General features: G+C 62.8%; 23 protein-coding genes and 1 tRNA gene. 20 read left to right on the top strand and 4 right to left on the bottom strand.

All coding sequences use genetic code 11. The features are described 5' to 3' along the window. Positions 1-257 precede the first annotated feature (257 nt). Genes D769_RS24375 through torA form a run of 3 tightly spaced genes read left to right on the top strand, consistent with a single transcriptional unit; the run spans position 258 to position 5,012 of the window. Positions 258-1,856 (top strand): c-type cytochrome, encoded by a 1,599-nt coding sequence (locus D769_RS24375; protein WP_040011227.1) that lies wholly within the window; start codon positions 258-260, stop codon positions 1,854-1,856. Continuing rightward, on the top strand, positions 1,853-2,545 hold the full coding sequence (locus tag D769_RS24370) for a molecular chaperone TorD family protein (protein WP_008650521.1): 693 nt from the start codon (positions 1,853-1,855) through the stop codon (positions 2,543-2,545). Before D769_RS24375 ends, D769_RS24370 begins: the two co-directional genes overlap by 4 nt. Beyond that, on the top strand, positions 2,535-5,012 hold the full coding sequence (torA, locus tag D769_RS24365) for a trimethylamine-N-oxide reductase TorA (RefSeq protein WP_008650520.1): 2,478 nt from the start codon (positions 2,535-2,537) through the stop codon (positions 5,010-5,012). The genes D769_RS24370 and torA overlap by 11 nt, the downstream gene beginning before the upstream one ends. 108 nt (positions 5,013-5,120) lie before the next feature. Here the strand turns inward: torA and D769_RS24360 are convergent, their stop codons facing one another. After that, on the bottom strand, positions 5,121-6,806 hold the full coding sequence (locus D769_RS24360; protein WP_008650519.1) for an electron transfer flavoprotein-ubiquinone oxidoreductase: 1,686 nt from the start codon (positions 6,804-6,806) through the stop codon (positions 5,121-5,123). 331 nt (positions 6,807-7,137) lie between these two features. Between D769_RS24360 and D769_RS24355 the strand changes: the two genes are divergently transcribed. From D769_RS24355 to D769_RS24335, 5 genes are all read left to right on the top strand, one after another. Continuing rightward, positions 7,138-7,923 carry an SDR family oxidoreductase gene (locus D769_RS24355; protein ID WP_008650518.1) on the top strand — a complete coding sequence of 262 codons (786 nt, stop codon included), beginning with the start codon at positions 7,138-7,140 and terminating at the stop codon, positions 7,921-7,923. A gap of 178 nt (positions 7,924-8,101) precedes the next feature. After that, the gene (locus D769_RS24350; protein ID WP_008650517.1) at positions 8,102-8,692 is read left to right on the top strand and encodes a TRAP transporter small permease; all 591 of its coding nucleotides are present in this window, start codon (positions 8,102-8,104) and stop codon (positions 8,690-8,692) included. Next, positions 8,689-9,993, top strand: coding sequence for a TRAP transporter large permease (locus D769_RS24345; RefSeq protein WP_008650516.1), 1,305 nt, complete (start codon positions 8,689-8,691; stop codon positions 9,991-9,993). Before D769_RS24350 ends, D769_RS24345 begins: the two co-directional genes overlap by 4 nt. Positions 9,994-10,027: 34 nt before the next feature. Next, a complete protein-coding gene (locus D769_RS24340; protein ID WP_008650515.1) occupies positions 10,028-11,059 on the top strand; it encodes a DctP family TRAP transporter solute-binding subunit in 1,032 nt (343 codons plus the stop codon). Next, a complete protein-coding gene (locus D769_RS24335; protein WP_008650513.1) occupies positions 11,056-11,457 on the top strand; it encodes an acyl-CoA thioesterase in 402 nt (133 codons plus the stop codon). The genes D769_RS24340 and D769_RS24335 overlap by 4 nt, the downstream gene beginning before the upstream one ends. A gap of 59 nt (positions 11,458-11,516) precedes the next feature. Here D769_RS24335 and D769_RS24330 read toward each other — a convergent pair whose 3' ends face one another. Beyond that, on the bottom strand, positions 11,517-12,062 hold the full coding sequence (locus tag D769_RS24330) for a PAS and helix-turn-helix domain-containing protein (protein ID WP_008650510.1): 546 nt from the start codon (positions 12,060-12,062) through the stop codon (positions 11,517-11,519). A 195-nt stretch (positions 12,063-12,257) separates the two neighbouring features. Here D769_RS24330 and D769_RS24325 point away from each other — a divergent pair, with 195 nt between their 5' ends. Together D769_RS24325 and D769_RS24320 are read left to right on the top strand one after the other, a co-directional pair. Then, a complete protein-coding gene (locus D769_RS24325; RefSeq protein ID WP_008650509.1) occupies positions 12,258-12,956 on the top strand; it encodes a CoA transferase subunit A in 699 nt (232 codons plus the stop codon). A gap of 11 nt (positions 12,957-12,967) precedes the next feature. Further along, the gene (locus D769_RS24320) at positions 12,968-13,606 is read left to right on the top strand and encodes a CoA transferase subunit B (protein ID WP_008650507.1); all 639 of its coding nucleotides are present in this window, start codon (positions 12,968-12,970) and stop codon (positions 13,604-13,606) included. A 159-nt stretch (positions 13,607-13,765) separates the two neighbouring features. Here the strand turns inward: D769_RS24320 and D769_RS24315 are convergent, their stop codons facing one another. Beyond that, on the bottom strand, positions 13,766-14,239 hold the full coding sequence (locus D769_RS24315; protein WP_008650506.1) for a DUF411 domain-containing protein: 474 nt from the start codon (positions 14,237-14,239) through the stop codon (positions 13,766-13,768). A 20-nt stretch (positions 14,240-14,259) separates the two neighbouring features. Beyond that, complete coding sequence (locus D769_RS24310) at positions 14,260-15,036, bottom strand: 3-hydroxybutyrate dehydrogenase (RefSeq protein WP_008650505.1); 777 nt, start codon at positions 15,034-15,036, stop codon at positions 14,260-14,262. 187 nt (positions 15,037-15,223) lie between these two features. Here D769_RS24310 and D769_RS24305 point away from each other — a divergent pair, with 187 nt between their 5' ends. From D769_RS24305 to pheT, 10 genes are all read left to right on the top strand, one after another. Beyond that, positions 15,224-16,105: an alpha/beta hydrolase gene (locus tag D769_RS24305; protein WP_008650503.1), complete on the top strand. Its 882-nt coding sequence runs from the start codon at positions 15,224-15,226 to the stop codon at positions 16,103-16,105. A 25-nt stretch (positions 16,106-16,130) separates the two neighbouring features. Next, positions 16,131-16,493, top strand: a complete 363-nt coding sequence (locus tag D769_RS24300) for a RidA family protein (RefSeq protein WP_008650501.1) — start codon at positions 16,131-16,133, stop codon at positions 16,491-16,493. Positions 16,494-16,509: 16 nt separating this feature from the next. Continuing rightward, on the top strand, positions 16,510-18,738 hold the full coding sequence (locus tag D769_RS24295) for a bifunctional (p)ppGpp synthetase/guanosine-3',5'-bis(diphosphate) 3'-pyrophosphohydrolase (RefSeq protein ID WP_008650499.1): 2,229 nt from the start codon (positions 16,510-16,512) through the stop codon (positions 18,736-18,738). A gap of 21 nt (positions 18,739-18,759) precedes the next feature. Then, positions 18,760-18,836 (top strand) — tRNA-Val (locus tag D769_RS24290). Between the two features lie 397 nt (positions 18,837-19,233). Beyond that, positions 19,234-21,141, top strand: coding sequence for a threonine--tRNA ligase (thrS, locus tag D769_RS24285; RefSeq protein WP_008650497.1), 1,908 nt, complete (start codon positions 19,234-19,236; stop codon positions 21,139-21,141). A gap of 47 nt (positions 21,142-21,188) precedes the next feature. Continuing rightward, positions 21,189-21,710, top strand: a complete 522-nt coding sequence (gene infC / locus D769_RS24280; RefSeq protein ID WP_080672715.1) for a translation initiation factor IF-3 — start codon at positions 21,189-21,191, stop codon at positions 21,708-21,710. Positions 21,711-21,878: 168 nt separating this feature from the next. After that, entirely contained in the window at positions 21,879-22,076 is a 198-nt protein-coding gene (gene rpmI / locus D769_RS24275; RefSeq protein ID WP_006575466.1) for a 50S ribosomal protein L35, read from the top strand. A gap of 28 nt (positions 22,077-22,104) precedes the next feature. Then, entirely contained in the window at positions 22,105-22,461 is a 357-nt protein-coding gene (rplT, locus tag D769_RS24270; RefSeq protein WP_008650487.1) for a 50S ribosomal protein L20, read from the top strand. Between the two features lie 208 nt (positions 22,462-22,669). Further along, positions 22,670-23,701, top strand: coding sequence for a phenylalanine--tRNA ligase subunit alpha (pheS, locus tag D769_RS24265; RefSeq protein WP_008650479.1), 1,032 nt, complete (start codon positions 22,670-22,672; stop codon positions 23,699-23,701). Positions 23,702-23,778: 77 nt separating this feature from the next. Beyond that, a complete protein-coding gene (gene pheT / locus D769_RS24260) occupies positions 23,779-26,226 on the top strand; it encodes a phenylalanine--tRNA ligase subunit beta (RefSeq protein WP_008650477.1) in 2,448 nt (815 codons plus the stop codon). Positions 26,227-26,249 lie beyond the last annotated feature (23 nt).

Below are 26,249 nucleotides of genomic sequence, written 5' to 3'. Positions count from 1 at the left end.
GGCCTCCATGCATTCTTGAGCGTGGGGTTCGACTTCAGGTAGTCGGCGTTGTTAAGGCGGCACCGTGGAATCGACCGCCGAACAAACCATAACGCTGTCCGGGCGCCGCTCGACAGTGCGGCCTGTTAGCGGATCGCGAATCGAGTCTGTACCAAACTGCCATCGTTAACGCTCGATTGTCGAGCATCAATTCACGCACGTTTTCGCAAGCGTAGCGTGATGGACGACTTGGGTTTCCCCAACAGAGGTCGTCAAACATGAAAAGCAAATGGTCCCTGCGCGTCGTCACGGCAATCGTGGCGATTGGCATCGTTGTCTTCCTCGCGCTTACCGCTCCCACCACCTGGAGATTGCTGCACGCGTCACGTGACCTGCCTGACGCATCTCCCCCCGACTTGAAAAACGGACGTGTCATGTTCGTCGCTGGCGACTGCGCGACATGCCACGCGTCGGTAGGCAAGGGCGACGATACGCTGCTCGGCGGCGGACGTTCGCTCGAGACCGCGTTCGGCACGTTCCACATGCCGAATATCTCGTCGCATCCGAACGACGGTATCGGCCAATGGAAGCTGGAGCAGTTCATCATGGCCATGCGGGAGGGGGTCATCCCTGGCAAGGGCAATGCCTATCCGGCCTTCCCCTATACGTCGTACCAACGCATGACGGCCAATGACCTGCGCGACCTGTTCGCCTACATGCAGTCGCTGCAGCCGGTGGCCGGCACGATACCCGATCACGAACTCAGATTCCCGTTTTCGATGCGGCGCGGCGTCGGCCTGTGGCGGCTGGCTTTCCTCGATGGCAAACCGTTGCCGGAGGTTGCGGCGGACAAGAGTGAACTCTGGCGGCGCGGCAGGTATCTGGTGGAAGGCGTGGGCCATTGCGTGGAATGCCACTCTCCGCGCAACGTGGCGGGTGCCGTGCCATTCTCGAAACGTTTCTCCGGGGGTCCCAATCCCGAAGGCACTGGATACATCCCAAATATCACGCCCGATGAGACGGGCATCGGGTACTGGTCCGTGCACGATATCGCGCGCTATCTTGAAGACGGTGTCGGCCCGATCGGCATGAAGGCTGGCGGCGACATGAAAGAGGTCATCGAGAACACCGCGCGGCTTTCGCACGAGGATCGACTGGCGATGGCCGAGTACCTGAAGTCTGTGCCGGCCGTCGAAGCACCGAACGCTGGTGCGCCGAAGCCGAACCGCACGGCAGAGGTGATCATGCTCCCGGCTGCCCATGCGGCGGCGGGGCCCTCGAAACTGGCTGCGCTGTTGGCATCGCCCGATGTGATCGGCAAGAGCGATGCGCTCTACGTCGTTTCTCCCGCGCCGTTCACGCTGGAGGCGAGCGGCACGGCCGAGGATGGCAAGCTGCTTGGCGCCACAAAGGTTGCCGTCCTGTCGAGAGACGGGGGCCGGATGCGGGTACGCGTCGACGGCTGGCAACTCGATGGCTCGGACAGCGCGGTCTACGCGCTCCAGGGGCAACGGATCCTGCAGGCCGTGCTGTCGCCCGAGGCGATTGCCAGGGTGAAGCGTTTGTCGTCGATCGAGGACGAGCATACGGGCCAGCAGTGGCATCAGGTCAGTCTGGAGGTATGGATCGCTCAGAAGGGATTGTCGGCGGATCTCGCACAACTCTGGCATCACAGCGATGAAACGTATCGCGCGTCTTGCGCCACGTGCCACGCACTGCCGCACAGCGAGGATTTCCTCGCGAACCAATGGATCGGGACGCTCGGCGCCATGAAGCGCTACACGTCGCTGGACGATGCCGAGTACCGGTTGCTGCTGTCGTGGCTGCAGTATCACTCGAAGGACGTCGGTACGTCGTCGAAGGGTAGCCATCCATGACGAGTGCCACGGAAGAGAGCGGAATCCCGGACGTGACGGTGACGCTGGTGCTCGAATGGATTGCGGGCTTGCTGGTGGCGCCACCGACCGGGAACCAGATCGCGCGATTGCGCTCGCCGGAGGGTTGCGCGGTTCTCGGCGCCATTGCGGCGGAATGGTCGAGTCATGCCGCCATGCTCCAGATTCGCAGGGCGCTGGACCCTTGCAAGCCAGCGGACACCGTGGCTGCGGATTTGTCCGTCAGCTACACGCGGTTGTTCGAAGGCGTTTGCGGCAATCCTGCCGTATCACTTTATGAGAGTACCTATGCAGTTGCCGACTGCGAGGTGCCGGTGCAGCCGAGGCTGTACGGCCGCGCCGCAGGCGAGATGGATGCGCTGCTGCGGCAATTCAGGATGGGCCTCGGCGCCACGCGCGAAGCCTCTGACCATATATCGATCGAACTCGCGCTCCTTGCGGCGCTGTTGCGCAAGGGTCACCTCACCGGCGAGGGTTTGATGCGGGCGCGGCTGGCAGGCTGGATGCCGGCATTGATCGACGAATGTATCGCGCTGGACCCGGACGGTTTCTATGGCGGGCTGGCGCGGCTGCTGGGCAATCTGAATCTGCTGGAGGCGCCGGGGCCCGATGGTCAGCCCCACCTCGTCTCCGTGATCGATGGACAAGACGGGAGTCACCATGTCGAATGAATTTGGGAAGTCGGACACGAACATGTCTCGCCGGCGCTTTATCCAGGGCGCGCTGGCCGCGGGTGCGTTAGGTTCCACTGGGGCCACGCTACTGGCGTCGGGTGCGCGGGCGGCGACGGCGGGCAGTCGCGAGGTCCTGACTGGATCGCACTGGGGGGCGTTCTACATGCGTGTGGACGATGGCCGGGTAACGGGCGTCCGGCCGTGGGAGAAGGACCCGAAGCCATCGCATCAACTGCCCGGTGTGCTGGACTCGATGTACTCACCGACGCGCATCCGCCATCCGATGGTGCGCCGGGCCTGGCTTGAACGGGGGCCCGGCGCCGATCCCGAAGGGCGCGGCAAGGGCGATTTCGTTCGGGTCAGTTGGGAGAAGGCGCTCGATCTCGTGGCTGCGGAGCTGGTGCGTGTGCGAAAGAAACACGGCCCGACCTCGATCTTCGGTGGCTCCTATGGCTGGAAGAGTCCCGGCAAACTGCACAATTGCCAGACGTTGCTGGCACGCGCGCTGACCGTCAACGGCGGATTCGTCAGTCGCAGCGGGGACTACTCGACCGGCGCGGCACAGGTGATCCTGCCTTACGTGGTGGGATCGATCGACGTCTACGAGCAACCTACCGCGTGGCCGGTGCTGGCCGAGCATACGGAACTGATGGTCTTCTGGGCGGCCGATCCGATGGTCACGAACCAGATCGGCTGGCAGGTGCCTGACCATGGCGCCTATCCTGGCATGGAAGCATTGAAGAGCAAGGGCGTAAAGGTGATCTGCATTGATCCGGTGCGAACGGACACCTGTCGCTATTTCGATGCCGAATGGCTGGCGCCGCGCCCGCATACCGATGTCGCGATGATGCTCGGGATCGCGCATACGCTGTACACGGAAAAGCTGCACGATGCGAAGTTCCTGGCCCGCTATACCACCGGCTTCGATCGATTCGTTCCCTATCTGACGGGGGAGTCCGATGGCGTGGCCAAGAATGCGGAGTGGGCGGCGAGCATCTGCGAGATACCTGCGGAGACGATCCGCGATCTCGCGCGTCGATTCGCTTCGAAGCGCACGATGCTGGCGGCAGGGTGGTCCATTCAGCGCCAGCATCATGGCGAGCAGTCACACTGGATGCTGGTGACGCTGGCGTCGATGCTGGGGCAGATCGGATTGCCCGGTGGGGGCTATGGCTTCACCTATCACTATGCCAATGGCGGCAGCCCCACGGCTACCGGGCCAGTGCTGCCGGGTATCGTCGGCGGTGCGAAGCCGCCGCCGGGATCGGAGTGGCTCGAAGCGGGCGGGACGGAGACGATACCGGTCTCGCGCATCGTCGAGATGCTCGAGAATCCCGGCAAGCCGTACGACTTCAACGGCAAGCGCTCGAAGTACCCTGACATCCGGTTGGCCTACTGGGTCGGTGGCAATCCGTTCATGCATCATCAGGATCGCAACCGGATGATCAAGGCGTGGCGCAAGCTCGATACGTTCATCGTGCAGGACTTCCAGTGGACAGCCACCGCGCGTCATGCGGACATCGTGCTTCCGTGCACGACGAGCTACGAGCGCAATGACATCGAAGGTATTGGCGACTACTCGATGAGCCACATCCTGGCGATGCGCAAGGTGGTGGCCCCATTGTTCGAAGCGCGCGACGACTACGACATTTTCGCGGCGATCTGCGAGCGGATGGGTACCGGCAAGGCGTTCACCGAGGGGCGCGACGACATGGCCTGGATTCGAACGTTCTACGAAGCGGCGCGCGTTCAGGCACGCGGTAAGCGCATGGAAATGCCAGTGTTCGATGTGTTCTGGAACAGCAACAAGCCGCTGGCGTTCCCGATCGGCGAGGAGGCGAAGGGTTACATCCGGCACAAGGAGTTCCGCGATGACCCGCTGCTCAACGCGCTCGGCACGCCGTCGGGACGGATCGAGATCTACTCGTCGAACATCGCACGCATGAAATACGACGATTGCCCGCCTCATCCCACCTGGATGGAGCCGCTGGAACGGCTGGGTGGACCCACGACCAGGTATCCGTTGCACGTCGACAGCAGCCACCCCAGAAGTCGCCTGCATTCGCAGTTGTGCGGCACGGTGCTGCGCGGGAGCTATGCCATCAAGGGACGCGAGCCGTGCCTGATGCATCCGGAAGATGCCAAGACCCGTGGGATTGCCGATGGCGACATCGTACGTGTGTTCAACGATCGCGGGCAGATGCTGGTGGGTGTCAGGCTTACCGATGACATACGCCGTGGTGTTATCCGCGTGTGCGAAGGCGGGTGGTACGACCCTGCAGAGCCAGGCAAGCCCGGGACCCTGTGCCGATATGGCGACGTCAACAACCTGACGACTGGCATCGGCACCTCGAAGCTGGCGCAAGGCAATTGCGGACACACTGCCATGGCCGACGTCGAGAAGTACCGGGAACCGGCACCTGCCGTCGAAGTGTTCAAAGCGCCGGGCGGGGGCGACGCCTGAGTCGTGGTTCGCCCAATAGAAGGTTCGCCCAATAGAAAACGCCGGCCACCGGCCGGCGTTTTCCTTGTCGTGCAATGCCGCCTGATCTTGTCTCGGGCGGCAGGCGTCTTACATGCCCACGTAGTTCGGGCCGCCGCCACCTTCCGGCGTGACCCACACGATGTTCTGCGTCGGGTCCTTGATGTCGCAAGTCTTGCAGTGCACGCAGTTCTGCGCGTTGATCTGCAGGCGCTCCTTGCCGTCATCGTTCTGCACGAACTCGTACACGCCAGCCGGGCAGTAGCGCGACTCGGGGCCGGCGTACTTTTCCCAGTTGATGTTCACCGGCACGCTCGCGTCCTTGAGCGTCAGGTGCGCGGGCTGGTTTTCTTCGTGGTTCGTGTTGCTGATGAACACCGACGACAGACGATCGAACGTGAGCTTGCCGTCCGGCTTCGGATAGACGATCTTCTCGCACTCGGCGGCCGGCTTCAGGTACACGTGGTCCGGCTTTTCGCGGTGGAGGGTCCAGGGCGGGTTGCGGATGCCAAGCTTCGGCAGCAGCCATTGCTCGATACCGGTCATCAGCGTGGCGGTGGTGCGGCCCTTCTTGAACCACTGCTTGAAGTTCTTCGCTTGCAGCAGTTCCTTGTGGAGCCAGCTCGATTCGAACGCGGCGGGGTAGGCGGTCAGTTCGTCGTGCTGACGGCCGCCCTGCAGCGCGTCGTAGGCGGCCTCGGCGGCCAGCATGCCAGTCTTGATCGCAGCGTGGCTGCCCTTGATACGCGAGGCGTTCAGGTAGCCGGCGTCGCAACCCACCAGTGCGCCACCCGGGAACACGGTCTTCGGCAGCGACAGCAGGCCGCCGGCGGTGATCGCGCGGGCGCCATAGCCGATACGCTTGCCGCCTTCAAAGTAAGCGCGGATTTCCGGGTGCGTCTTGAAGCGCTGGAATTCCTCGAACGGCGACAGCCACGGGTTCGTGTAGTCCAGGCCAACCACGAAGCCCACTGCGACCTTGTTGTCCTCCATGTGATAGAGGAACGAGCCGCCGTAAGTTGCGGGGTCGAGCGGCCAGCCGGCCGTGTGCACCACCAGACCGGGCTTATGCTTGGCCGGATCGATTTCCCACAGTTCTTTCAGGCCGATGCCGTAGCTTTGCGGGTCCTTGCCGGCGTCGAGCTTGTACTTGGCGATGATCTGCTTGCCCAGGTGGCCACGCGCGCCCTCGGCGAAGATCGTGTACTTGGCGTGGAGCTCCATGCCGAGCTGGAAGTTCTCGGTGGGCTCGCCTTCCTTGCTGATACCCATGTTGCCCGTGGCCACGCCCTTGACCGAGCCGTCCTCGTTGTACAGGACTTCGGCGGCCGGGAAGCCCGGGAAAATTTCTACGCCCAGCGCCTCGGCTTGCTGGCCCATCCAGCGAACGAAGTTCGACAGGCTGACGATGTAGTTGCCGTGGTTGTGGAAGCACTCCGGCAGCAGCGCCGGCGGGGTGCCCTTGGAGCCGGATTCGTTCAGGAACAGGAACTTGTCTTCCGTTACCGGCTGGTTCAGCGGCGCGCCGAGTTCCTTCCAGTTCGGGATCAGTTCAGTAAGCGCGCGCGGATCCATGATCGCGCCGGACAGGATGTGAGCGCCGGGCTCCGAGCCTTTCTCCAGCACACAGACATTGACGTCGCCGCCTTTTTCTTGCGCCAGTTGCTTCAGGCGAATAGCCGTGGCGAGGCCTGCAGGTCCGCCGCCAACGATGACGACGTCGTACTCCATGGCTTCTCGCGGGCCGAACTGCTCGACGAGCTGTTGCTGATCCATTGTCTCTTACCCTCTGTTTCTTCTGGGCGGCAATACTGCCGCATGGGTCGCAGTCCGTCGTGCGGGTGCTGCGGTTTGTGGGAATGCGGTGATCGGGCTCCAAGAAACTGGCAGGGATTTGCGGGGCTTTGCGAAGTCTCCCGCATTTCCCCCTTTCGCTTTGGGGACCAAGTTCTTAGAATCTCCGGCATTGTCCGGGACTCGACACCCTCAGGCAAGATTTTTTTTTGAACGACCGTTCTTTTTTTTGGTAAGCTGCGGCCGCCAGCCTATGTAACGTCGGCGCCGCACGTCCGGCTGGGCCGGGCGCCCCCCAAACACCGAGGTAACTATGGGTCTGTCGATTAATCTGGAAGGCAAGGTCGCGCTGGTGACCGGCGCGTCAAGCGGCCTGGGCACGCGTTTTTCCAATGTTCTGGCGGCCGCCGGGGCCAAGGTGGTACTGGCTTCGCGCCGAGTGGAACGGCTCAAGGAGCTACGTGCCTCGATTGAGGCAGACGGCGGCAGCGCGCACGTGGTGCAGCTCGACGTGACCGATCCGGACAGTATCCGGGCGGCCGTGGCGCACGCCGAAACCGAGGCTGGCGCGATCGACATCCTGGTCAACAATTCGGGCGTTTCCACCACGCAGAAGTTGACCGACGTCACCGCTGACGACTTCGATTTCGTCTTCGATACCAATACGCGGGGCGCGTTCTTTGTCGCCCAGGAAGTGGCCAAGCGCATGATCGCGCGGGCCAAGGGCGCCGAAAAACTGGGCAATCCGCTGCCTCAGGCGCGAATCGTCAATATTGCGTCGGTGGCCGGTCTCAAGGTACTGTCGCAGATCGGTGTCTACTGCATGAGCAAGGCAGCCGTGGTCCATATGACCAAGGCGATGGCGCTGGAATGGGCGCGGCACGGTATCAATACCAACGCGATCTGCCCAGGCTATATCGACACCGAGATCAACCACCACCACTGGGACACCGACGCGGGGCAGAAGCTGATCCAGATGCTGCCGCGCAAGCGCCTGGGCCAACCCGAAGACCTCGATGGCCTGTTGCTGCTGCTGGCGTCCGATGCCTCGCGCTTTATCAATGGTGCGGTGGTCACGGCCGACGATGGCATGGTCTGATCCTCCCGGATTGGACCGAGAAGAATAAATAACCAAATAAGAATCACCCCGGGGCGTTAACAGAACGAAGCGAAGCGGTTCTGGGCAGGGAAGGTGGCGCGGCGAGACCATGGCGCCCGTACCACGGTGCCAGAATCGTTTTGTTAGCGCCTCGGGACCGGACCGGAGGCCGGGGAGGATGGAGCAAGACAATCAGGCACGGCGCGACGCCGTGCCGCAGCATGTCGTCGATTCGGTGATCATTCCCGAAGCCGCCGACGAAGCGCGGGACAGCGAATTCCGGGTTTCACCGCGTATCGAGGACTGGATCGGCGTGATCGTGATGGGGCTGTTGGTAATCATCACGTTCGCTAACGTGGTGGTCCGCTACTTCACCGACGAATCGTTTGCCTGGACCGAGGAGTTCTCGGTCTTCCTGATGATCGTGCTGGCGCTGGTGGCCGGCAGCGCCGCCGTGGCGCGCGATCGCAATATCCGTATCGAATTCTTCTTCGAGCGTGGCAGTGCCGCGCGGCAGAAGCGGCTGGCTATCGTTTCGGCGCTGGCCGTCGCGGTCATGTTCCTGGCCCTCGCCGTGCTGGGTGTGCGGATCACGTGGGACGAGTACACGTTCGGTGAGACATCGCCGGGCATCGGCGTGCCGAGCTGGTGGTACTCGGTCTGGCTGCCTGTTCTGTCGATGGCGATAACGCTGCGGGCGCTGGCTCTGGCCCTGCGCAATGTCCGGGCGCTGCGTGCCCTGATGAACGATGGGGAGCGTGCGCAATGACGCTGATCGCCATCATTCTGTTCGCGGTTTTCATTGGCCTGATGCTGCTGGGCGTGCCAATTGGCGTGTCGCTGGGGCTGGGCGGTCTGATCGCCATCGGCCTGTCGAACCTCGATACGCAGATGTTCGGCCTGCTGGCCGTGCCGCAGAACTTCTATGCCGGTCTTGCCAAGTACCCGCTGCTGGCCATTCCAATGTTCGTGCTGGTCGGTTCGATCTTCGACCGTTCCGGCGTGGCGCAGCGACTGGTCACGTTCGCCATCGCGATCGTGGGCCGTGGTCCGGGCATGTTGCCGCTGGTGGCTATTCTGGTGGCGATGTTCCTGGGTGGCATCTCGGGCTCTGGTCCCGCGAACGCGGCAGCGGTAGGGGGCGTGATGATCGCGGCGATGTCGCGTGCGGGCTATCCGGGCTCCTACAGCGCCGCGGTGGTTGGCGCGGCGGCGGCTACGGACATCCTGATTCCGCCGTCAGTGGCGTTCATTATCTACAGCGTGCTGGTGCCGGGCGCATCGGTGCCCGCGCTGTTTGCCGCCGGCATGATCCCGGGCATCCTGGCCGGTGTGGCGTTGATCGTTCCGGCCGTCTGGCTGGCGCGCAAGCACAACATGGGGCATATCGAGGCCGGCTTGCCGCGCCCGCCGTTCTGGAAGAGCCTGCGCGAGGCCGCATGGGGCCTGGTGGCGCCGTTCCTGATCCTGGGTGGCATGCGCGCGGGCTGGTTCACGCCGACCGAGGCCGCCGTCGTGGCCGTGGTCTACGGGCTGTTCGTCGGCATGGTGATCTATCGCAGCATCGGCGTGCGCGACCTGTTCACGATTTTCCAGGAGGCGGCCGAGACATCGGCGGTGATCCTGCTGGTCGTGGCGCTAGCCGGCATCTTCGCCTATGCGCTGTCCACGCTCGGCGTGATCGACCCGCTGGCCAATGCCATTGCGCATTCGGGACTGGGCGAGTACGGCGTGCTGGCGCTGATCGTGCTGCTGCTGATGACCGTCGGCATGTTCCTGGACGGCATCTCGATCTTCCTGATCTTCGTGCCGCTGCTGCTGCCCATCGCCACCGCGTTCCACTGGAATCCGGTATGGTTTGGCGTGGTGCTTACGCTCAAGGTGGCGCTGGGTCAGTTCACCCCGCCGCTGGCCGTCAACCTGATGGTGTCGTGCCGCATCGCGCGCGTGCGCATGGAAGAGACCGTGCCATGGGTGATCTGGATGCTGCTGGCGATGTTCGTCGCCATGCTGATGGTGCTGGCCTATCCGCCGCTGGCCACCTGGCTGCCCGACTACCTGGGCTATTGATATGAACGAGAAAACGAAAAGAGGAGATTCCCGGATGAAACGCCGTGCCCTGATGCTGTCCGTTGCCGCTTCGATCGCCGCCGCCGCGCTTGCGCCGGCCGGTGCGATGGCGCAGACCTACAAGTCCGAATACAAGATGTCGCTGGTGCTCGGCCCCGCATTCCCGTGGGGCAAGGGCGGCGAGATCTGGGCAGACATGGTGCGTCAGCGCACCAATGGCCGCATCAACATCAAGCTGTATCCGGGCACCTCGCTGGTGGCTGGTGACCAGACGCGCGAGTTCTCGGCGATTCGCCAGGGTGTGATCGACATGGCCGTGGGCTCCACCATCAACTGGTCCCCGCAGGTCAAGGAACTGAACCTGTTCTCGCTGCCGTTCCTGATGCCCGACTACAAGGCGCTGGATTCGTTGACCCAGGGCGATGTGGGCAAGTCGATCTTCGCCACGCTGGAGAAGGCGGGCGTGGTGCCGCTGGCCTGGGGCGAGAACGGTTTTCGTGAAGTCTCGAACTCGAAGCACGAGATCCGCAAGCCGGAGGACCTCAAGGGTCTGAAGCTGCGTGTGGTGGGCTCGCCGTTGTACATCGAGACGTTCAACGCGCTGGGCGCAAACCCCACGCAGATGAGCTGGGCCGATGCGCAGCCGGCCATGGCCTCCGGCGCCGTGGATGGCCAGGAGAACCCGCAGAGCGTGTTCGCCGCTGCCAAGCTCTACACGGTGGGCCAGAAGTTCGTGACGACCTGGGGCTACGTGGCCGACCCGCTGATCTTCGTGGTCAACAAGCAGATCTGGGAAAGCTGGACGCCGGCTGACCGCGAGATCGTCAAGCAGGCCGCCATCGACGCAGGCAAGCAGGAAATCGCGCTGGCCCGCAAGGGGCTGAACGAGGCGGGCGCGCCGGCATGGAAAGACATGGAGCAGCACGGCGTGAAGGTGACCAGCCTGACGCCGGCCGAGCACGATGCCTTCCGCAAGGCCACCGCCAAGGTCTACGACAAGTGGAAGAAGCAGATTGGCGCCGATCTGGTGACCAAGGCCGAAGCGTCCATCGCCAATCGCCGATGAAACACGTCTTCACCTTCGTGATGCCGATACGGTGGGGTGACATGGACGCCATGGGTCATGTCAACAACACCGTCTACTTCCGCTACATGGAACAGGCGCGGCTCGAGTGGTTCGCCTCGCTGGGGCGTAGCGGTAAGGACGCCAGCGGCCATGGGCCGGTCATCATCAACGCCAGCATGACGTTCCTGAAGCAGCTTCGTCACCCCGGCGACATCGAATGCCGCGTGTACGCAGGCAAGCTCGGTCGCACGAGTTTCGAAACGTGGACGGAGATTATCCGGACCGATCTGCCTGACGTGATCTGGGCGGAAGGTGGCGCGAAGGTGGTGTGGTGCGACTACACGGCGGAGAAGTCGGTCCCGGTTCCGGACGAAATCCGTCGCCTGATCGAGGCGTAGGCTTCAAGTCCGCAATCGGCAGGTCCTCTCTCCCGTCTTGCGGGAGAGAGGGCGCATCCTCAGTGATTGACAAGGCGTTGGACCAGATCCACCGCCGTATGCGCTCCATATTTCTTCATCAGACGTGCCCGGTAGATGTCCACCGTGCGCGGGCTGATCGCCAGCAGCTTGCCGATCTGCTTGCTGGTCTTGCCCTCGACCAGCTGCGCGGCAATATCGCGCTCCCGCGCGGTCAGCTCGGCTGTTACGGGCCGCTTCTGGGATAGATCCTCGAACGTCCAGATGCCGCTGCCGAGTGGATCCTGCCGGTCCAGCGCGCGGCCGGTGACATGGCACCAGAACAGCTCGCCGTTGGCGCGCTTCATGATTCGCTCGTCCGAGTACATCCCCTTTGCATTCATGATCGGCACGATCCGCGCGCCGGTGCGCTCGAACTCGTCGGCAGTGGGGTAGAGCACCTGGAAGGACTCGCCGACCAGGGCATCGCGCGTGGTGCCGAAGATCCGGCAAACCTCGTCATTGCAATCCTCGATCATGCGGGCGCGCGACAGCACCAGCCCGACGGGCGCAAGCTGAAAAGCGGTCTGGTAGTCGATGGACGGCATTATCCCTTATGTACTTTTACGTAATGGCGTTGGCGGTATGCGTTGACGTATGCTTTGGGGCGGCAACGGCGGGGCCTGACCGCTGATTGTACCGTTACAGATTCCGCATGTGGCCGGTTGGCCATGTGGCGGACCAAGAGCGTCGTCGGAAGGCTTCGAACCATCCGCGCGGGACTACCGAGGAAGGAGCAAACAATGAACAAGGTCTACGCCAGCGCTGCTGAGGCGCTCGCGGGCGTCGTGCGCGACGGCCAGACGATCGCCGTGGGCGGTTTTGGTCTGTGCGGCATCCCCGAAGCGCTGATCGCGGCACTGCGCGATAGCGGCGCCAAGCAGCTTACCTGCATCTCCAACAATGCCGGCGTCGATGGTTTTGGCCTCGGCCTGCTGCTTGCCACGCGGCAGATCCGCAAGATGATCTCGTCCTACGTGGGCGAGAACAAGGAGTTCGAGCGCCAGTACCTGGCTGGCGAACTCGAACTCGAATTCACGCCGCAGGGCACGCTGGCCGAGAAGCTGCGCGCCGGCGGATCGGGCATCCCGGCGTTTTTCACCAAGACCGGCGTGGGCACGATCGTCGCAGATGGCAAGGAAATCCGCGAGTTCGACGGCCAGCAATACGTGATGGAGCGTTCGCTGACGGCGGACGTGGCGCTGGTCAAGGCCAAGAAGGCTGACAAGGCAGGTAATCTGGTCTTCCGCCGCACCGCCCGCAACTTCAACCCGGTTTGCGCAATGGCCGGAAAGATCACGGTGGTCGAGGTGGAAGAGATCGTTGAAACCGGTGAGATCGATCCGGACGACGTCCACCTGCCGGGCATCTTCGTGCACCGCATCGTGCTGAACACGAACCCCGAAAAACGCATCGAACAGCGCACCGTGCGTGCCAAGTAAGGAGACAGATCATGGCATGGACACGTGATGAAATGGCCGCGCGTGCGGCCCGGGAACTGCAGGACGGTTTCTATGTGAATCTCGGTATCGGCCTGCCGACGCTGGTGGCCAACCACGTGCCGGAAGGCATGGAAGTGTGGCTGCAGTCGGAAAACGGCCTGCTGGGCATCGGTCCGTTCCCGACCGAGGAAGAAGTGGACGCCGACATGATCAACGCCGGCAAGCAGACGGTGACGACGCTGCCCGGTTCGTCGATCTTCTCGTCGGCCGATTCGTTTGCGATGATTCGCGGCGGCAAGATCAACCTGGCCATCCTGGGCGCCATGCAGGTCAGCCAGCGCGGCGACCTGGCCAACTGGATGATCCCGGGCAAGATGGTCAAGGGCATGGGCGGCGCGATGGACCTCGTGGCCGGCGTGGGTCGCGTGGTGGTGCTGATGGAACATACCGCCAAGAAGAAGGATGGCACCGAGGACATCAAGATCCTTGAGGCGTGCAATCTGCCGCTGACCGGCGTGGGTGTGGTGAATCGCATCATCACCGACCTGGCCGTGATGGACGTGACGCCGGAAGGCCTGAAGCTGGTGGAAACCGCTCCAGGCGTGAGCCGGGAGGAAGTGCAGGCGAAGACGGGCGCGAAGCTGATCTGAGCCGCTATCTGAGCCGCTTGTTTGAGTTGTTGGTTTGGCCGCCTGGTACGGTGGCCAAAGCACAGTAGCCAGTAGGAAAAAGCCCCCGCCGGTTTATGCCGGCGGGGGCTTTTTTTGCCTGGTGAGGGTTTCCGTTCGCCGATCCTGGCTCGCCGAGCCTCAGGACTTCGCCTTGTTGTAGCTCGAGAAGACCGACGCCGCGCCATTGGCTTTCACCAGCAGCACGTCGAACGGGTCCTTGCGTGAACCATATTCCATGCCCGGAGATCCTGCCGGCATTCCCGGCACGGCCAATCCTGCGGCCTGCGGCTTGCTGGCCAGCAGCTTCTTGATGTCGGCTGCCGGCACATGGCCCTCGATACCGTAGCCGGCGATGACGCCGGTGTGGCACGAGCCGAAGCGGTCCGGAATCCCGTACTTGGTGCGATAGACGCCAGTGTCCTCGACATCGTGCGTGGTCACCGTAAAGCCGTTGGCGCGCAGATGCTTGACCCAGTCCTCGCAGCAGCCGCAAGTCGGGCTCTTGTAGACGTCGATGGCCAACAGCTTCGGCGACTGCGCCATGGCCAACACCGGCGCCAGCGTCAGCGAACTGGCGCCAAGGATGCGCAGGAAGTTACGTCGGTCTGCCATTTACTGCACTCCTCGTTCTCTTATTGGGCCACCCAGCCACCGTCCATGTTCCAGATCGCGCCGCGCACCTGACGCGCGGCTTCGCTCGACAGGAACACCGCCAGCGCGCCGAGTTCCTCGGGCGTGACGAACTGGCCGGAAGGCTGCTTCTCGATCACCAGTTCACGCTTGGCTTGCTCGACCGGAATCCCTTCCTTCTGGGCGCGGGCTTCCACCTGTTTCTGTACCAGTGGCGTCAGCACCCAGCCCGGGCAGATGGCGTTGGCCGTGACGCCGGTCTGCGCCGTTTCGAGCGCGGTGACCTTGGTGAAGCCGACGATGCCGTGTTTCGCGGCCACGTAGGCCGACTTTTCCGCCGATGCCACGAGACCGTGGGTCGAGGCGATATTGATGACCCGACCCCAGTTCTTCGCCTTCATCGAGGGCAGCGCCAGGCGGGTAGTGTGGAATGCGGAGGTGAGATTGATGGCGATGATCGCGTCCCAGCGATCGACCGGAAATTCCTCGATCTTTGCCACGAACTGGATGCCTGCGTTGTTGACCAGGATGTCCACACCGCCGAAGTCCTTCTCGGCATAGCGCATCATGTCCTCGATCTCGGCGGCCTTGCTCATGTCGGCGCCATGGTAGCCCACCTGAATGCCGCTGCCGGATTTGGCGATATCCGCCTTTGCGCCGTCCACGTCACCGAATCCGTTGACGATGATGTTGGCACCTTGCGCGGCCAGCGCCTGGGCGATGCCGAGTCCGATACCGCTGGTCGATCCAGTGACCAGTGCCGTCTTGCCTTTGAGCATGGATGCCTCCGTTGGGCGAGTCAGGATGTGCTGTGGCATTGTACTCGCTGAGCGTACAATCCTGCTTTGGCCAAAAGCCCGCAATTTGGTTCAACCACCCGGTTCGACCGTCGTACTTTCCGAAGTAGTCATATCGCTTAACCTTTCGCGTCATCATGCCTTTGGCGCGAGATTGCAGGGAGTCCAGATGTCTTCCAGTCCGCGCCTCGGCTTCGTACAGTGCATCAGCGCATCCGGCCTGCATCGCATGGCCTATCACGAGTGGGGAGATCCCGCGAATCAGCGAGTGCTGGTGTGCGTGCACGGCCTGACCCGTACCGGACGTGATTTCGACGCGCTGGCACGTTCGCTGAGCGACGAGTACCGTGTGGTGTGCCCGGACGTGGTGGGCCGTGGCCGCTCCGACTGGCTGGCCGACCCGCGGGGCTACGTGTTGCCGCAATACGTGTCCGATATGGTTACGCTGATCGCGCGACTGAACGTCGAACAGGTGGACTGGTTCGGCACGTCGATGGGCGGGCTGATCGGCATCGGGCTGGCCGGGCTGGTCAAGTCGCCGGTGCGCAAGCTGTTGCTCAACGATGTGGGTCCGCGCATCACCGCGCAATCGATGGAACGGATTGGTGCGTATCTGGGTTTGCCGGTGCGCTTCAAGACGTTCGAGGAAGGGCTGGCTTATCTGCAGACGATCAGCGCCTCATTCGGCCGTCATACTCCCGAGCAGTGGCGCGAGCTGAATGGCGCGATCCTGAAACCGATGCAGGGCGCGGAGGGGCTCGAATGGGGATTGCATTACGACCCGGCGCTGGCCGTGCCGTTCAAGGACGCGACGCCGGAGGCGATGCAGGCTGGCGAGGCCGCGCTGTGGGCGATGTTCGAGGCCATTCAAGGGCCGACACTGGTGGTGCGCGGCGCGCAGTCCGATCTGCTGATGCGCGAGATCCTGGCCGAGATGGTGGCACGCGGCAAGCAGGTGTCGAGCGTGGAGATTCCCGATGTGGGTCATGCTCCGACGTTTGTCGATCCGGCGCAGATCGCCATCGCCCGTCAATTTTTCCTGGGGTCTTGAGCCCCGATACTGAACGAAAACTGTCATGAGCACCAACACCCTGAAGCGCGCCCACGTGGGCAAGCGCCTGTCCGAATACGCGGTCTACAACGGCGTCGTCTATCTGGCCGGCCAGGTGCCCGAGGTCGACCCCAAGGCCGACCTGCGCGGCCAGACGCGCGAGGTGCTGGGCCATATCGACCGCCTGCTGGCCGAAGCCGGCAGCGACAAGACGCGCATCCTGATGTGCCAAATCTTCCTGACGGACATCACGCGCATTGGCGAGATGAACGAGGTGTGGGACGAGTGGGTGGCGCAAGGCAATACGCCGCCGCGGGCCACCGTCCAGGCGGCGCTGGCCAATCCCGACTACCTGATCGAAGTGGTGGTGACGGCCGCGCTCAACTGATGCGGGGCGGTAAGACATGGTGACATCGACGGAGCTGACGGGTCAGACCGCGGGCGTGCCCGACGCCGGGCTCGTCGAGCGCGCGCTCGCGTATGTGCGCGAGAAGGCCGACGGCGAGAAACCCACGACACTGCCCACCGGCGAGACCGTGCTGTCTCATGCCGAGGGGATGCTGCGTATCCTGGATGGCCTGCGCGTAGACGATGCCGCGCGTGCGGCGGCGTGCCTGTTCCCGATGGTGGCGTTCGTGCCCGGCGTCGAGGCGCACATCGAGGAACGCTTCGGCGAGGACGTGGCGCGGCTGGTGAAGGGCGTGCGGCAACTGTTGCGGATTGGCGCGATCGCCACGCAGGCCGAGACCGCCGAAACGTCGAAGTCGCAGGCGGCGGCGCGGCAGGAGCAAGTTGAGGCGCTGCGCAAGATGCTGCTGGCCTTCGCGCAGGACATCCGCGTGGTGCTGGTGCGGCTGGCTTCGCGTCTGCAGACGTTGCGCTGGCTGGCGCAGACCAAGAGCCAGCCGCTGCCGGGCGTGGCGCGCGAAACGCTCGATATCTATGCGCCGCTGGCGAACCGGCTGGGTATCTGGCAAATGAAGTGGGAGCTCGAGGATCTGGCCTTCCGCTTCGAGCAGCCCGAGACCTACAAGCGCATCGCCAAGCTGCTCGACGAAAAGCGCATCGAGCGGGAGGGCTATATCTCGCAGGCGATCGCGCGGCTGCAGTCCGAACTGGCGGCGGCGGGCATTCGCGCCGAAGTGACCGGGCGACCCAAGCACATCTACAGCATCTGGAAGAAGATGCGGGGCAAGGCGCTCGATTTTGCCGATCTCTACGACGTGCGCGCCTTCCGCGTGATTGTCGACGACATCAAGGACTGCTATACGGTGCTCGGTATCGTGCACCACATCTGGCAACCGATTCCGCGCGAGTTCGACGACTACATTTCGCGGCCGAAGGCGAATGGCTACAAATCCCTGCACACGGTGGTGATCGGCGACGATGGCCGAGCGTTCGAGGTGCAGATCCGTACGCACGAGATGCACCACTTCGCCGAGTACGGCGTGGCGGCGCACTGGCGCTACAAGGAAGCGGGTGGCAGGGGTTATAGCGGTCAGTTCACCGCGGACAACAGCTACGACGAGAAAATCGCGTGGCTGCGGCAACTGCTGGCGTGGAAGGATGACGCCGATCACACGGTCACGCACGAGGATTCGCCGTGGGAGCAGCTCAAGCACGCGGCAATCGACGACCACATCTATGTGCTGACGCCGCAGGCGCGCGTGGTGGCGTTGCCTCAGGGCGCCACGCCGGTGGATTTTGCCTACTACCTGCATAGTGACCTCGGCCATCGTTGCCGCGGTGCGCGTGTCGATGGCGCGATGGTGCCGCTCAACACGCCGCTCAAGAACGGGCAGACCGTGGAGATCGTGGCGGTCAAGCAGGGTGGGCCTTCGCGCGACTGGCTGAACCCCGAGCTGGGCTACCTGGCCAGCAGCCGCGCACGTGCCAAGGTGCGGGCATGGTTCAATGCGCTCGACTCTCAGGAGACGATTGCCCAAGGGCGTGCCCTGATCGAAAAGACGTTGCAGCGCGAGGGCAAGACGGCGGTCAATCTCGACGATCTCGCCACCCGACTCAACTTCAAGACACCGGATGATCTGTTCGCGGCGGTGGCGAAGGAAGAGTTCAGCCTGCGCCACGTGGAGCAGGCGCTACGGCATCCGGACGGGGAGGTGCAGCCGCAGTTCAGCGAGGAAGAGGCCGTTACCAAGAAGAGTCGCGCCACCAGCGTGGCGCGCGGCGCCAAGAGTGGCGTGCTCGTGGTGGGCGTCGATTCGCTGATGACGCAAATGTCTCGCTGCTGCAAGCCGGCGCCGCCGGACGATATCGTTGGCTTCGTGACTCGTGGTCGGGGTGTGTCAATCCATCGACGCAACTGCCACACGTTCCAGCAACTGGCGACGCGCGACCCTGAGCGAGTGATTCAGACGGAATGGGGCAAGCGCAGCGATGCCGTGTATCCCGTGGACATCCAGGTGGAGGCGATCGACCGGCAGGGCTTGCTGCGCGATATTTCCGAAGTGCTGTCGCGCGAGAAGATCAACGTCACGGGTGTGAAGACGCTGTCGAGCAAGGGTGTTGCTCGAATGCAGTTCACTGCGGAGGTTGCCGAGGCCACGCAACTCCAGCGTGCGATTTCCCTGATCGAAGAAGTGCAGGGGGTGTTGCACGCGAAACGAAAATAAGGTTATACTTGCAGCTTCGCTAGGCTCGTAGCTCAGCTGGTTAGAGCACCACCTTGACATGGTGGGGGTCGTTGGTTCGAGTCCAATCGAGCCTACCAACGAACATGCAGTAAAAACGTAGCACCCGTCGGCAATCGAAGGCTGGCGCTGGCAGATCCGAACAACCTTCCAAGGAACGGAAACGCATCATGAGCAAGACAACTCGAACTACTACCGCTGGTTAGCGACAGTAGTCGAGGTGCGCCTTCGACCCGTAGTGTGTGATACGGGGAAACACAGAAAAACGCGGCCTTGGCCGCGTTTTTTTTCGTCTGCCGTTTTCCAGCATCCTGTAAGCTGCCTCGTCGCTCGCCGTGAGGCAGCCAGAAAGATTCGTTGCTGGTCGTGTCCGATAGCCGTTCAGGTGATTGGATGGGCCGGCGCCACAAAAGAAGCTATGCTCCGCTCGCCACATCGCCTGAAGGCCGGTGCAGCGGAATCCTCGAGAGGTGCAAGATGATCGTAATCACGCTGCCAGACGGTTCCCGTCGTGAGTATCCCGGCCCCGTCACGGTGGCCGAAGTGGCGCAGAGCATTGGCTCTGGTCTGGCCAAGGCGGCGCTCGCCGGCAAGGTCGATGGCCGCATGGTCGATACGAGCTTCAGGATCGACCAGGATACATCGCTGTCCATTGTCACGGACAAGGATGCTGATGGCGTCGACGTGATTCGTCACTCGACGGCTCACTTGCTGGCCTACGCTGTCAAGGAGCTGTATCCCGACGCGCAGGTCACGATCGGACCGGTCATTGACAACGGCTTCTACTACGACTTCTCGTACAAGCGCCCTTTCACGCCGGAAGACCTCGCCGCCATCGAAAAGAAGATGACGGAACTTGCCCGCAAGGACGAGAAGGTGTCGCGCGAGGTGTGGAGTCGCGATGAGGCGGTGGCCCTGTTCGAGTCGATGGGCGAGAAGTACAAGGCCGAGATCATTGCTTCGATTCCCGCGGATCAGGAGATCGGCCTCTATCGCGAAGGTAGCTTCGTCGACCTGTGCCGTGGCCCGCACGTACCGTCCACGGGCAAGCTCAAGGTCTTCAAGTTGATGAAGGTGGCCGGTGCCTACTGGCGCGGCGACTCCAACAACGAGATGCTCCAGCGTATCTACGGTACGGCCTGGGCGAAGAAGGAAGACCAGGACGCCTACCTGCACATGCTGGAGGAGGCTGAGAAGCGCGATCACCGTCGCCTGGGCAAGACGCTCGACCTGTTCCATCTGCAGGAAGAGGCGCCTGGCATGGTGTTCTGGCACCCGAAGGGCTGGCAGGTGTGGCAGGCCGTCGAGCAATATATGCGCGGCCGTCTGGGTCAGGCCGGCTACGAGGAAGTGCGCACGCCGCAGGTGATGGATCGTTCGCTCTGGGAGCGTTCCGGCCACTGGGACAACTATAAAGAGAACATGTTCGTCACGGAGTCGGAGAAGCGCGATTACGCGATCAAGCCGATGAACTGCCCGGGCCATGTGCAGATCTTCAACCACGGCCTGCGCTCGTACCGCGACCTGCCGCTGCGCCTTGCCGAGTTCGGTGCGTGCCATCGCAACGAGCCTTCGGGAGCGTTGCACGGACTGATGCGTGTGCGAGGTTTTGTGCAGGATGATGCGCATATCTTCTGCACGGAAGAGCAGATCGTCGAGGAGGCCAAGGCCTTCAACGAACTCGCGTTCTCGATCTATGACGACTTTGGCTTCAAGGATGTCGCGGTGAAGCTGTCGCTGCGCCCGGAAAAGCGCGCGGGCTCGGATGCGGTCTGGGATCACGCCGAGGATGGCCTGCGCCTGGCGCTGCGCGCCTGCGGCGTGGAGTGGGAAGAACTGCCCGGCGAGGGTGCTTTCTACGGCCCAAAGGTCGAGTACCACATCAAGGATGCAATCGGCCGTTCGTGGCAGTGCGGCACGCTGCAGCTCGATCTGGTGCTGCCGGAGCGTCTGGGCGCCGAGTACGTTTCCGAGGACAATTCCCGGAAGCGCCCGGTCATGCTGCACCGCGCGATCCTTGGTTCGTTCGAGCGCTTCCTGGGTATCTTGCTGGAAAACCACGCGGGTGCGCTGCCCGCCTGGCTGGCTCCGGAGCAGGTAGTGGTGATGAATATCGCCGAATCCCAGTCGGAATATGCTGAAAGCGTTGTGCAACTCTTGCAAAAACAAGGGTTTAGGGCCAAGGCGGATTTGCGTAACGAGAAAATTACGTATAAAATTCGCGAGCATTCCCTCCAGAAGATCCCTTACCTGCTGGTAATTGGCGACAAGGAGCGGGATGCCAATCAAGTGGCCGTGCGTGCCCGTGGCAACGTGGATCTGGGTGTTATGCCTGTTTCCGCGTTTGTGGAGCGTCTGCAACAGGACGTTTCCAGCAAAGCCTGAGGGTGTCGAGCACGGCTTGTTTTTTTGTCTTCTTGAGGTAACGGAACATCGCTACAGACAAAGGTCACCGTATCAACCGGGAAATCAGCGCGCCTGAGTTGCGCCTGGTAGGGGTTGATAACGAGCAGCTCGGCATCGTCAAATTCATGGACGCACTGCGCCTGGCCGAGGACAAGGACTTGGATCTCGTGGAGATCGCGCCCAACGCGACTCCGCCCGTGGCCCGCATCATGGACTACGGCAAGTTCAAGTACGAGGAAGCCAAGCGCGCCCACGAGGCCAAGCTCAAGCAGAAAATCATCCAGGTCAAGGAAGTGAAATTCCGTCCTGGCACGGATGATGGCGATTACAACGTCAAGCTGCGCAATTTGCGACGCTTCCTGGAAGAGGGCGACAAGACCAAGATCACGTTGCGCTTCCGTGGCCGTGAAATGGCCCACCAGGAAATCGGCGCGCGCGTGCTCGAGCGTCTGAAGGCTGACCTGGAGGAACTGGGTCAGGTCGAGCAGATGCCGAAGATGGAAGGTCGCCAGATGGTGATGGTGCTGGCCCCCAAGAAGAAGAAGTGATTCTTGTGCGGGGTGGCGACCGGGGTGCCATGTGCATCCCGGCGTCGTCCTGTGCGGAAACCGTGCGCGGCGCTTCGTGCGCTGCGTACAAAAACAAGTGGATACGGGTTTTGCAAGTGATGGCGTCAGCCGTCCACCTGTATGCATGTCATAGAGCTGGAGTTTTTCATGCCTAAGATGAAGACCAAGAAAAGCGCCTCCAAGCGCTTTACTGCGCGTCCGAACGGTTCGTTCAAGCGCGGCCAGGCCTTCAAGCGTCACATCCTGACCAAGAAGACCACCAAGAACAAGCGTCAACTGCGCGGCACCCAGGACGTCCATGAGACGAACCTGAAGTCCGTTCGCGCAATGATGCCTTACGCATAACCTCAAACGATAACGAAAGGAGTTTTATATGCCTCGAGTCAAGCGTGGGGTTACTGCACGGGCCCGTCACAAGAAAGTCATCGACGCTGCCAAGGGTTACCGCGGCCGTCGTAATAATGTCTATCGTATCGCCAAGCAGGCGGTCATGCGTGCTGGCCAGTACGCCTACCGCGATCGTCGCAACAAGAAGCGCGTGTTCCGCGCTCTCTGGATTGCACGTATCAACGCTGCTACGCGTGAGCATGGCATGACCTACAGCGTGTTCATGAACGGCCTGAAGAAGGCTTCGATTGAACTGGACCGCAAGGTGCTGTCGGACATGGCTATCCACGACAAGCCTGCCTTTGCCGCCATCGTCAACCAGGTGAAAGCCACCGTTGCCTGATGCCGGCTGCGGAAGCGCCTAGACCGCGCTTCCGGGCAAGCACCGACCGCAAGGTCTGCTGAAACGGGGCTCCTCACCGAGCCCCGTTTTTATTTCGAATGTCGTGTCGATCGGAGCGATCCGAGACGGCATTCGAAATAGATGCGCCGCACGCGCATTGCCGCGTGCAGTGTCAACCTTTCCACGTATTTGTCTACGTATTGCTGCCATGTCCCTGGATCTGGATCAAGTCGTCGCCGACGCCCAGGCTGCTTTCGCCGCCGCCAACGACAACGCCACGCTGGAAAACGAAAAGGCCCGCTTTCTGGGTAAGACCGGTGCGCTGACCGAGCTGCTCAAGGGCCTCGGCAAGCTGGACCCGGAAACGCGCAAGACCGAAGGTGCGCGCATCAACCAGGTCAAGCAGCAGGTGGAAGCCGCGCTGCAGGCCCGCCGCCAGGCGCTGGCCGATGCGCTGATGAACGCGCGTCTGGCCGCGGAAGCTATCGATGTGACGCTGCCCGGCCGCTCTGTTGCGCGTGGCAGCGTGCATCCGGTGATGCGTACCTGGGAGCGTGTCGAGCAGATCTTCGGCTCGATCGGTTTCGACGTGGCCGACGGCCCTGAAATCGAAACCGACTGGATGAACTTCACCGCGCTGAACAACCCGGACAACCATCCGGCGCGCTCGATGCAGGACACGTTCTATGTGGACGGCCGCGACAGCGACGACAAGCTCCTGCTGCTGCGTACCCACACCAGCCCGATGCAGGTGCGTTACGCGCGCATGCACGTCGAGAAGTACGCCGGTCGCGCCATGCCGCCGATCAAGGTGATCTGCCCGGGTCGCACGTACCGCGTGGATAGTGATGCCACGCACTCGCCGATGTTCAATCAGGTGGAAGGCCTGTGGATTGGCGACAACGTGAGCTTCGCCGACCTGAAGGGCGTCTACACCGATTTCCTGCGCAAGTTCTTCGAGCGCGACGATATCCAGGTGCGCTTCCGTCCGTCGTACTTCCCGTTCACCGAGCCGTCGGCTGAAATCGACATGGCGTTCGGCAACGGCAAGTGGCTGGAAATCTCCGGCTCGGGCCAGGTGCACCCCAACGTGCTGCGCAATATGGGCCTCGATCCCGAGCGCTACATCGGCTTTGCGTTCGGCTCCGGCCTCGAGCGCCTGACGATGCTGCGCTATGGCATCAATGACCTGCGACTGTTCTTCGAAGGCGATGTGCGCTTCCTGCGCCAGTTCGCCTGATATGGCGTACCGCCCGAAGCAATAACGCAGCTCCAACGTCCCAGACAACTCAGAATACCTACCGGATCAGAAGCGCCATGCAATTCTCGGAATCCTGGCTTCGCACGTTCGCCAACCCTGAAAAGATCTCCACCGACGCGCTGTCGCACAGCCTGACCATGGCCGGGCTCGAAGTGGAAGAAGTGGGCCCCGTTGCGCCGCCGTTCACGAAGATCGTGGTGGCCCGCGTGCTGGCCACTGAACGCCATCCCAACGCCGACCGCCTGAACGTGTGCCAGGTGGATGCCGGCACCGGCGAAACGCTGCAGATCGTTTGCGGCGCGCCTAACGTCAAGCCCGGCATCGTCGTGCCGTGCGCGCTGGTCGGCGCCGTGCTGCCGCCGGGTGAAGAGGGCGGCAAGCCGTTCGAGATCAAGGTCGGCAAGCTGCGCGGCGTGGATAGCTTCGGCATGTTGTGCTCCGCACGCGAACTGAAGCTGTCCGAAGATCACGGTGGTCTGCTGGTCCTGCCGGACGACGCGCCGGTGGGTCAGGACATTCGCCAGTACCTTGATCTCGATGATCAGGTCTTCACGATCAAGCTGACGCCGAACAAGGCCGACTGCCTGTCGATCCATGGTGTTGCGCGCGAAGTGTCGGCGCTGACCGGCGCCGCGCTGACGCTGCCGGACATGTCGCCAGTAGCCGTGACGATCCAGGACAAGCTGCAGGTCAAGATCTCCTCGCCGGACCTGTGCGGCCGTTTCTCGGGCCGGGTCATCCGTGGCGTAAACGCACGCGCGGCCACGCCAGCATGGATGGTGCAGCGTCTGGAGCGCTCGGGGCAGCGCAGTATCTCGGCGCTGGTCGACATCTCGAACTACGTGATGCTCGAGCTAGGCCGTCCGTCGCATGTGTTCGATCTGGACAAGATCCACGGCGGCCTGGATGTGCGCTGGGGCCGCAAGGGCGAACAGCTCAAGCTGCTCAACGGCAATACCGTCGAGGTGGACGAGCAGGTGGGCGTGATTGCCGACGACAAGGAGATCGAGAGCCTGGCCGGCATCATGGGCGGCGACAGCACTGCCGTTTCGCTCGACACGACCAATATCTACCTGGAAGCCGCGTTCTGGTGGCCCAATGCCATCCAGGGCCGCGCGCGCCGCTACAACTTCTCGACCGATGCCGCGCATCGTTTCGAGCGTGGCGTGGACTACGCCACCACGGTCGAGCATATCGAACGCATCACCGCGCTGATTCTCGACATCTGCGGTGGTCAGGCCGGCCCGGTGGACGACCAGACCGTCAATGTGCCGCAGCGCCAGCCCGTGAAGCTGCGCGTGGCGCGTGCCGAACGCGTGCTGGGTATCGAACTGTCGTCGGCGGAGATTGCTGACGTCTTCCAGCGCCTGAACCTGTCGTTCACGCGCTCGCAAGGCGACGAAGGCGAAGTGTTCGAAGTCACGCCGCCGAGCTATCGCTTCGACATCGAGATCGAGGAAGACCTGATCGAGGAAGTCGCGCGTATCTATGGTTTCGAGCGTATCCCGGCCCGCCCGCCTGTGGCCGAAAGCGAAATGCGTCCGACCAACGAAGGCCGCCGCTCGCAACACGTGGTGCGCCACGCGCTGGCCGCGCGCGACTTCAACGAGGTGATCAATTTCGCCTTCGTGGAAGAGCAGTGGGAGCAGGACTTCGCGGACAACAACAACCCGATCCGGCTGCTGAATCCGATTGCGAGCCAACTGGCCGTGATGCGCTCCACGATGATCGGTGGTTTGCTCGACAAGGTTCGCTACAACCTTAACCGCAAGGCCTCGCGCGTGCGGCTGTTCGAGGTGGGCCGCGTGTTCCACCGCGATCCGAAGGTAGCCGACGGCGGCCTGACCGTTGCCGGCTACCATCAGCCGATGATGGCCGCCGGTATCGCCTACGGCCCGGCATTCGAGGAGCAGTGGGGCGTGGCCACGCGTCCGATCGATTTCTTCGACATCAAGGGCGATGTGGAAGCGCTGTTCCACCCGCGCGTGCCGCGCTTCGAGCCGGTGGCGCATCCCGCGCTGCACCCGGGTCGCGCCGCGCGCGTGATCGTCGACGGCAAGGCTGTCGGCGTGGTAGGTGAACTCCATCCTCGCTGGCTGCAGAAGTACGAGCTGACGCAGGCGCCGGTGCTGTTCGAACTCGAACTCGACGCGCTGCGCAATGTAGGTCTGCCGGTGTACACGGAGATCTCGAAGTTCCCGGCCGCAGTGCGCGATCTGGCTGTGGTCGTGAAGCAGTCGCTGCGTGCGCAAGACATGCTGGACGCCATGCGTGCGGCGCTGGACAAGGGCGGCTTCGGCCATTTCGTCCAGAGCCTTGTACTGTTCGACGAGTTCCGGCCGAAGGCCGCGTCGACGGCCATTGGCGCTGACGAGAAAAGCCTTGCGTTCCGCGTAACGTTGCAAGATACTGGGTCGACCCTCCAGGACGAGACAGTCGACAGTGCGGTGCGCTGCATGATCGACGCGCTGACGGCAGGCTTCGAAGCCCGCCTGCGCGCTTAAGCGAATCAGGCAGTCCACCTTCA

It is taken from the genome of Cupriavidus sp. HMR-1 (assembly GCF_000319775.1).
In the GTDB taxonomy this organism is placed as follows: domain Bacteria; phylum Pseudomonadota; class Gammaproteobacteria; order Burkholderiales; family Burkholderiaceae; genus Cupriavidus; species Cupriavidus metallidurans.
The sequence above is the reverse complement of the archived record's forward strand: the minus strand, read 5'-3'. Positions and strand labels throughout refer to the sequence as shown.

Coding starts and splice junctions, on each gene's coding strand:
- D769_RS24310 (WP_008650505.1), bottom strand. CDS start 15,036: ATGCTCAAAGGCAAGACGGCACTGGTCACTGGATCGACCAGCGGTATC.
- D769_RS24375 (WP_040011227.1), top strand. CDS start 258: ATGAAAAGCAAATGGTCCCTGCGCGTCGTCACGGCAATCGTGGCGATT.
- D769_RS24335 (WP_008650513.1), top strand. CDS start 11,056: ATGAAACACGTCTTCACCTTCGTGATGCCGATACGGTGGGGTGACATG.
- D769_RS24355 (WP_008650518.1), top strand. CDS start 7,138: ATGGGTCTGTCGATTAATCTGGAAGGCAAGGTCGCGCTGGTGACCGGC.
- pheT (WP_008650477.1), top strand. CDS start 23,779: ATGCAATTCTCGGAATCCTGGCTTCGCACGTTCGCCAACCCTGAAAAG.
- D769_RS24350 (WP_008650517.1), top strand. CDS start 8,102: ATGGAGCAAGACAATCAGGCACGGCGCGACGCCGTGCCGCAGCATGTC.
- thrS (WP_008650497.1), top strand. CDS start 19,234: ATGATCGTAATCACGCTGCCAGACGGTTCCCGTCGTGAGTATCCCGGC.
- D769_RS24325 (WP_008650509.1), top strand. CDS start 12,258: ATGAACAAGGTCTACGCCAGCGCTGCTGAGGCGCTCGCGGGCGTCGTG.
- D769_RS24330 (WP_008650510.1), bottom strand. CDS start 12,062: ATGCCGTCCATCGACTACCAGACCGCTTTTCAGCTTGCGCCCGTCGGG.
- D769_RS24360 (WP_008650519.1), bottom strand. CDS start 6,806: ATGGATCAGCAACAGCTCGTCGAGCAGTTCGGCCCGCGAGAAGCCATG.
- D769_RS24315 (WP_008650506.1), bottom strand. CDS start 14,239: ATGGCAGACCGACGTAACTTCCTGCGCATCCTTGGCGCCAGTTCGCTG.
- rpmI (WP_006575466.1), top strand. CDS start 21,879: ATGCCTAAGATGAAGACCAAGAAAAGCGCCTCCAAGCGCTTTACTGCG.
- torA (WP_008650520.1), top strand. CDS start 2,535: ATGTCGAATGAATTTGGGAAGTCGGACACGAACATGTCTCGCCGGCGC.
- D769_RS24295 (WP_008650499.1), top strand. CDS start 16,510: ATGGTGACATCGACGGAGCTGACGGGTCAGACCGCGGGCGTGCCCGAC.
- D769_RS24340 (WP_008650515.1), top strand. CDS start 10,028: ATGAAACGCCGTGCCCTGATGCTGTCCGTTGCCGCTTCGATCGCCGCC.
- D769_RS24305 (WP_008650503.1), top strand. CDS start 15,224: ATGTCTTCCAGTCCGCGCCTCGGCTTCGTACAGTGCATCAGCGCATCC.
- D769_RS24345 (WP_008650516.1), top strand. CDS start 8,689: ATGACGCTGATCGCCATCATTCTGTTCGCGGTTTTCATTGGCCTGATG.
- D769_RS24320 (WP_008650507.1), top strand. CDS start 12,968: ATGGCATGGACACGTGATGAAATGGCCGCGCGTGCGGCCCGGGAACTG.
- D769_RS24300 (WP_008650501.1), top strand. CDS start 16,131: ATGAGCACCAACACCCTGAAGCGCGCCCACGTGGGCAAGCGCCTGTCC.
- pheS (WP_008650479.1), top strand. CDS start 22,670: ATGTCCCTGGATCTGGATCAAGTCGTCGCCGACGCCCAGGCTGCTTTC.
- D769_RS24370 (WP_008650521.1), top strand. CDS start 1,853: ATGACGAGTGCCACGGAAGAGAGCGGAATCCCGGACGTGACGGTGACG.
- rplT (WP_008650487.1), top strand. CDS start 22,105: ATGCCTCGAGTCAAGCGTGGGGTTACTGCACGGGCCCGTCACAAGAAA.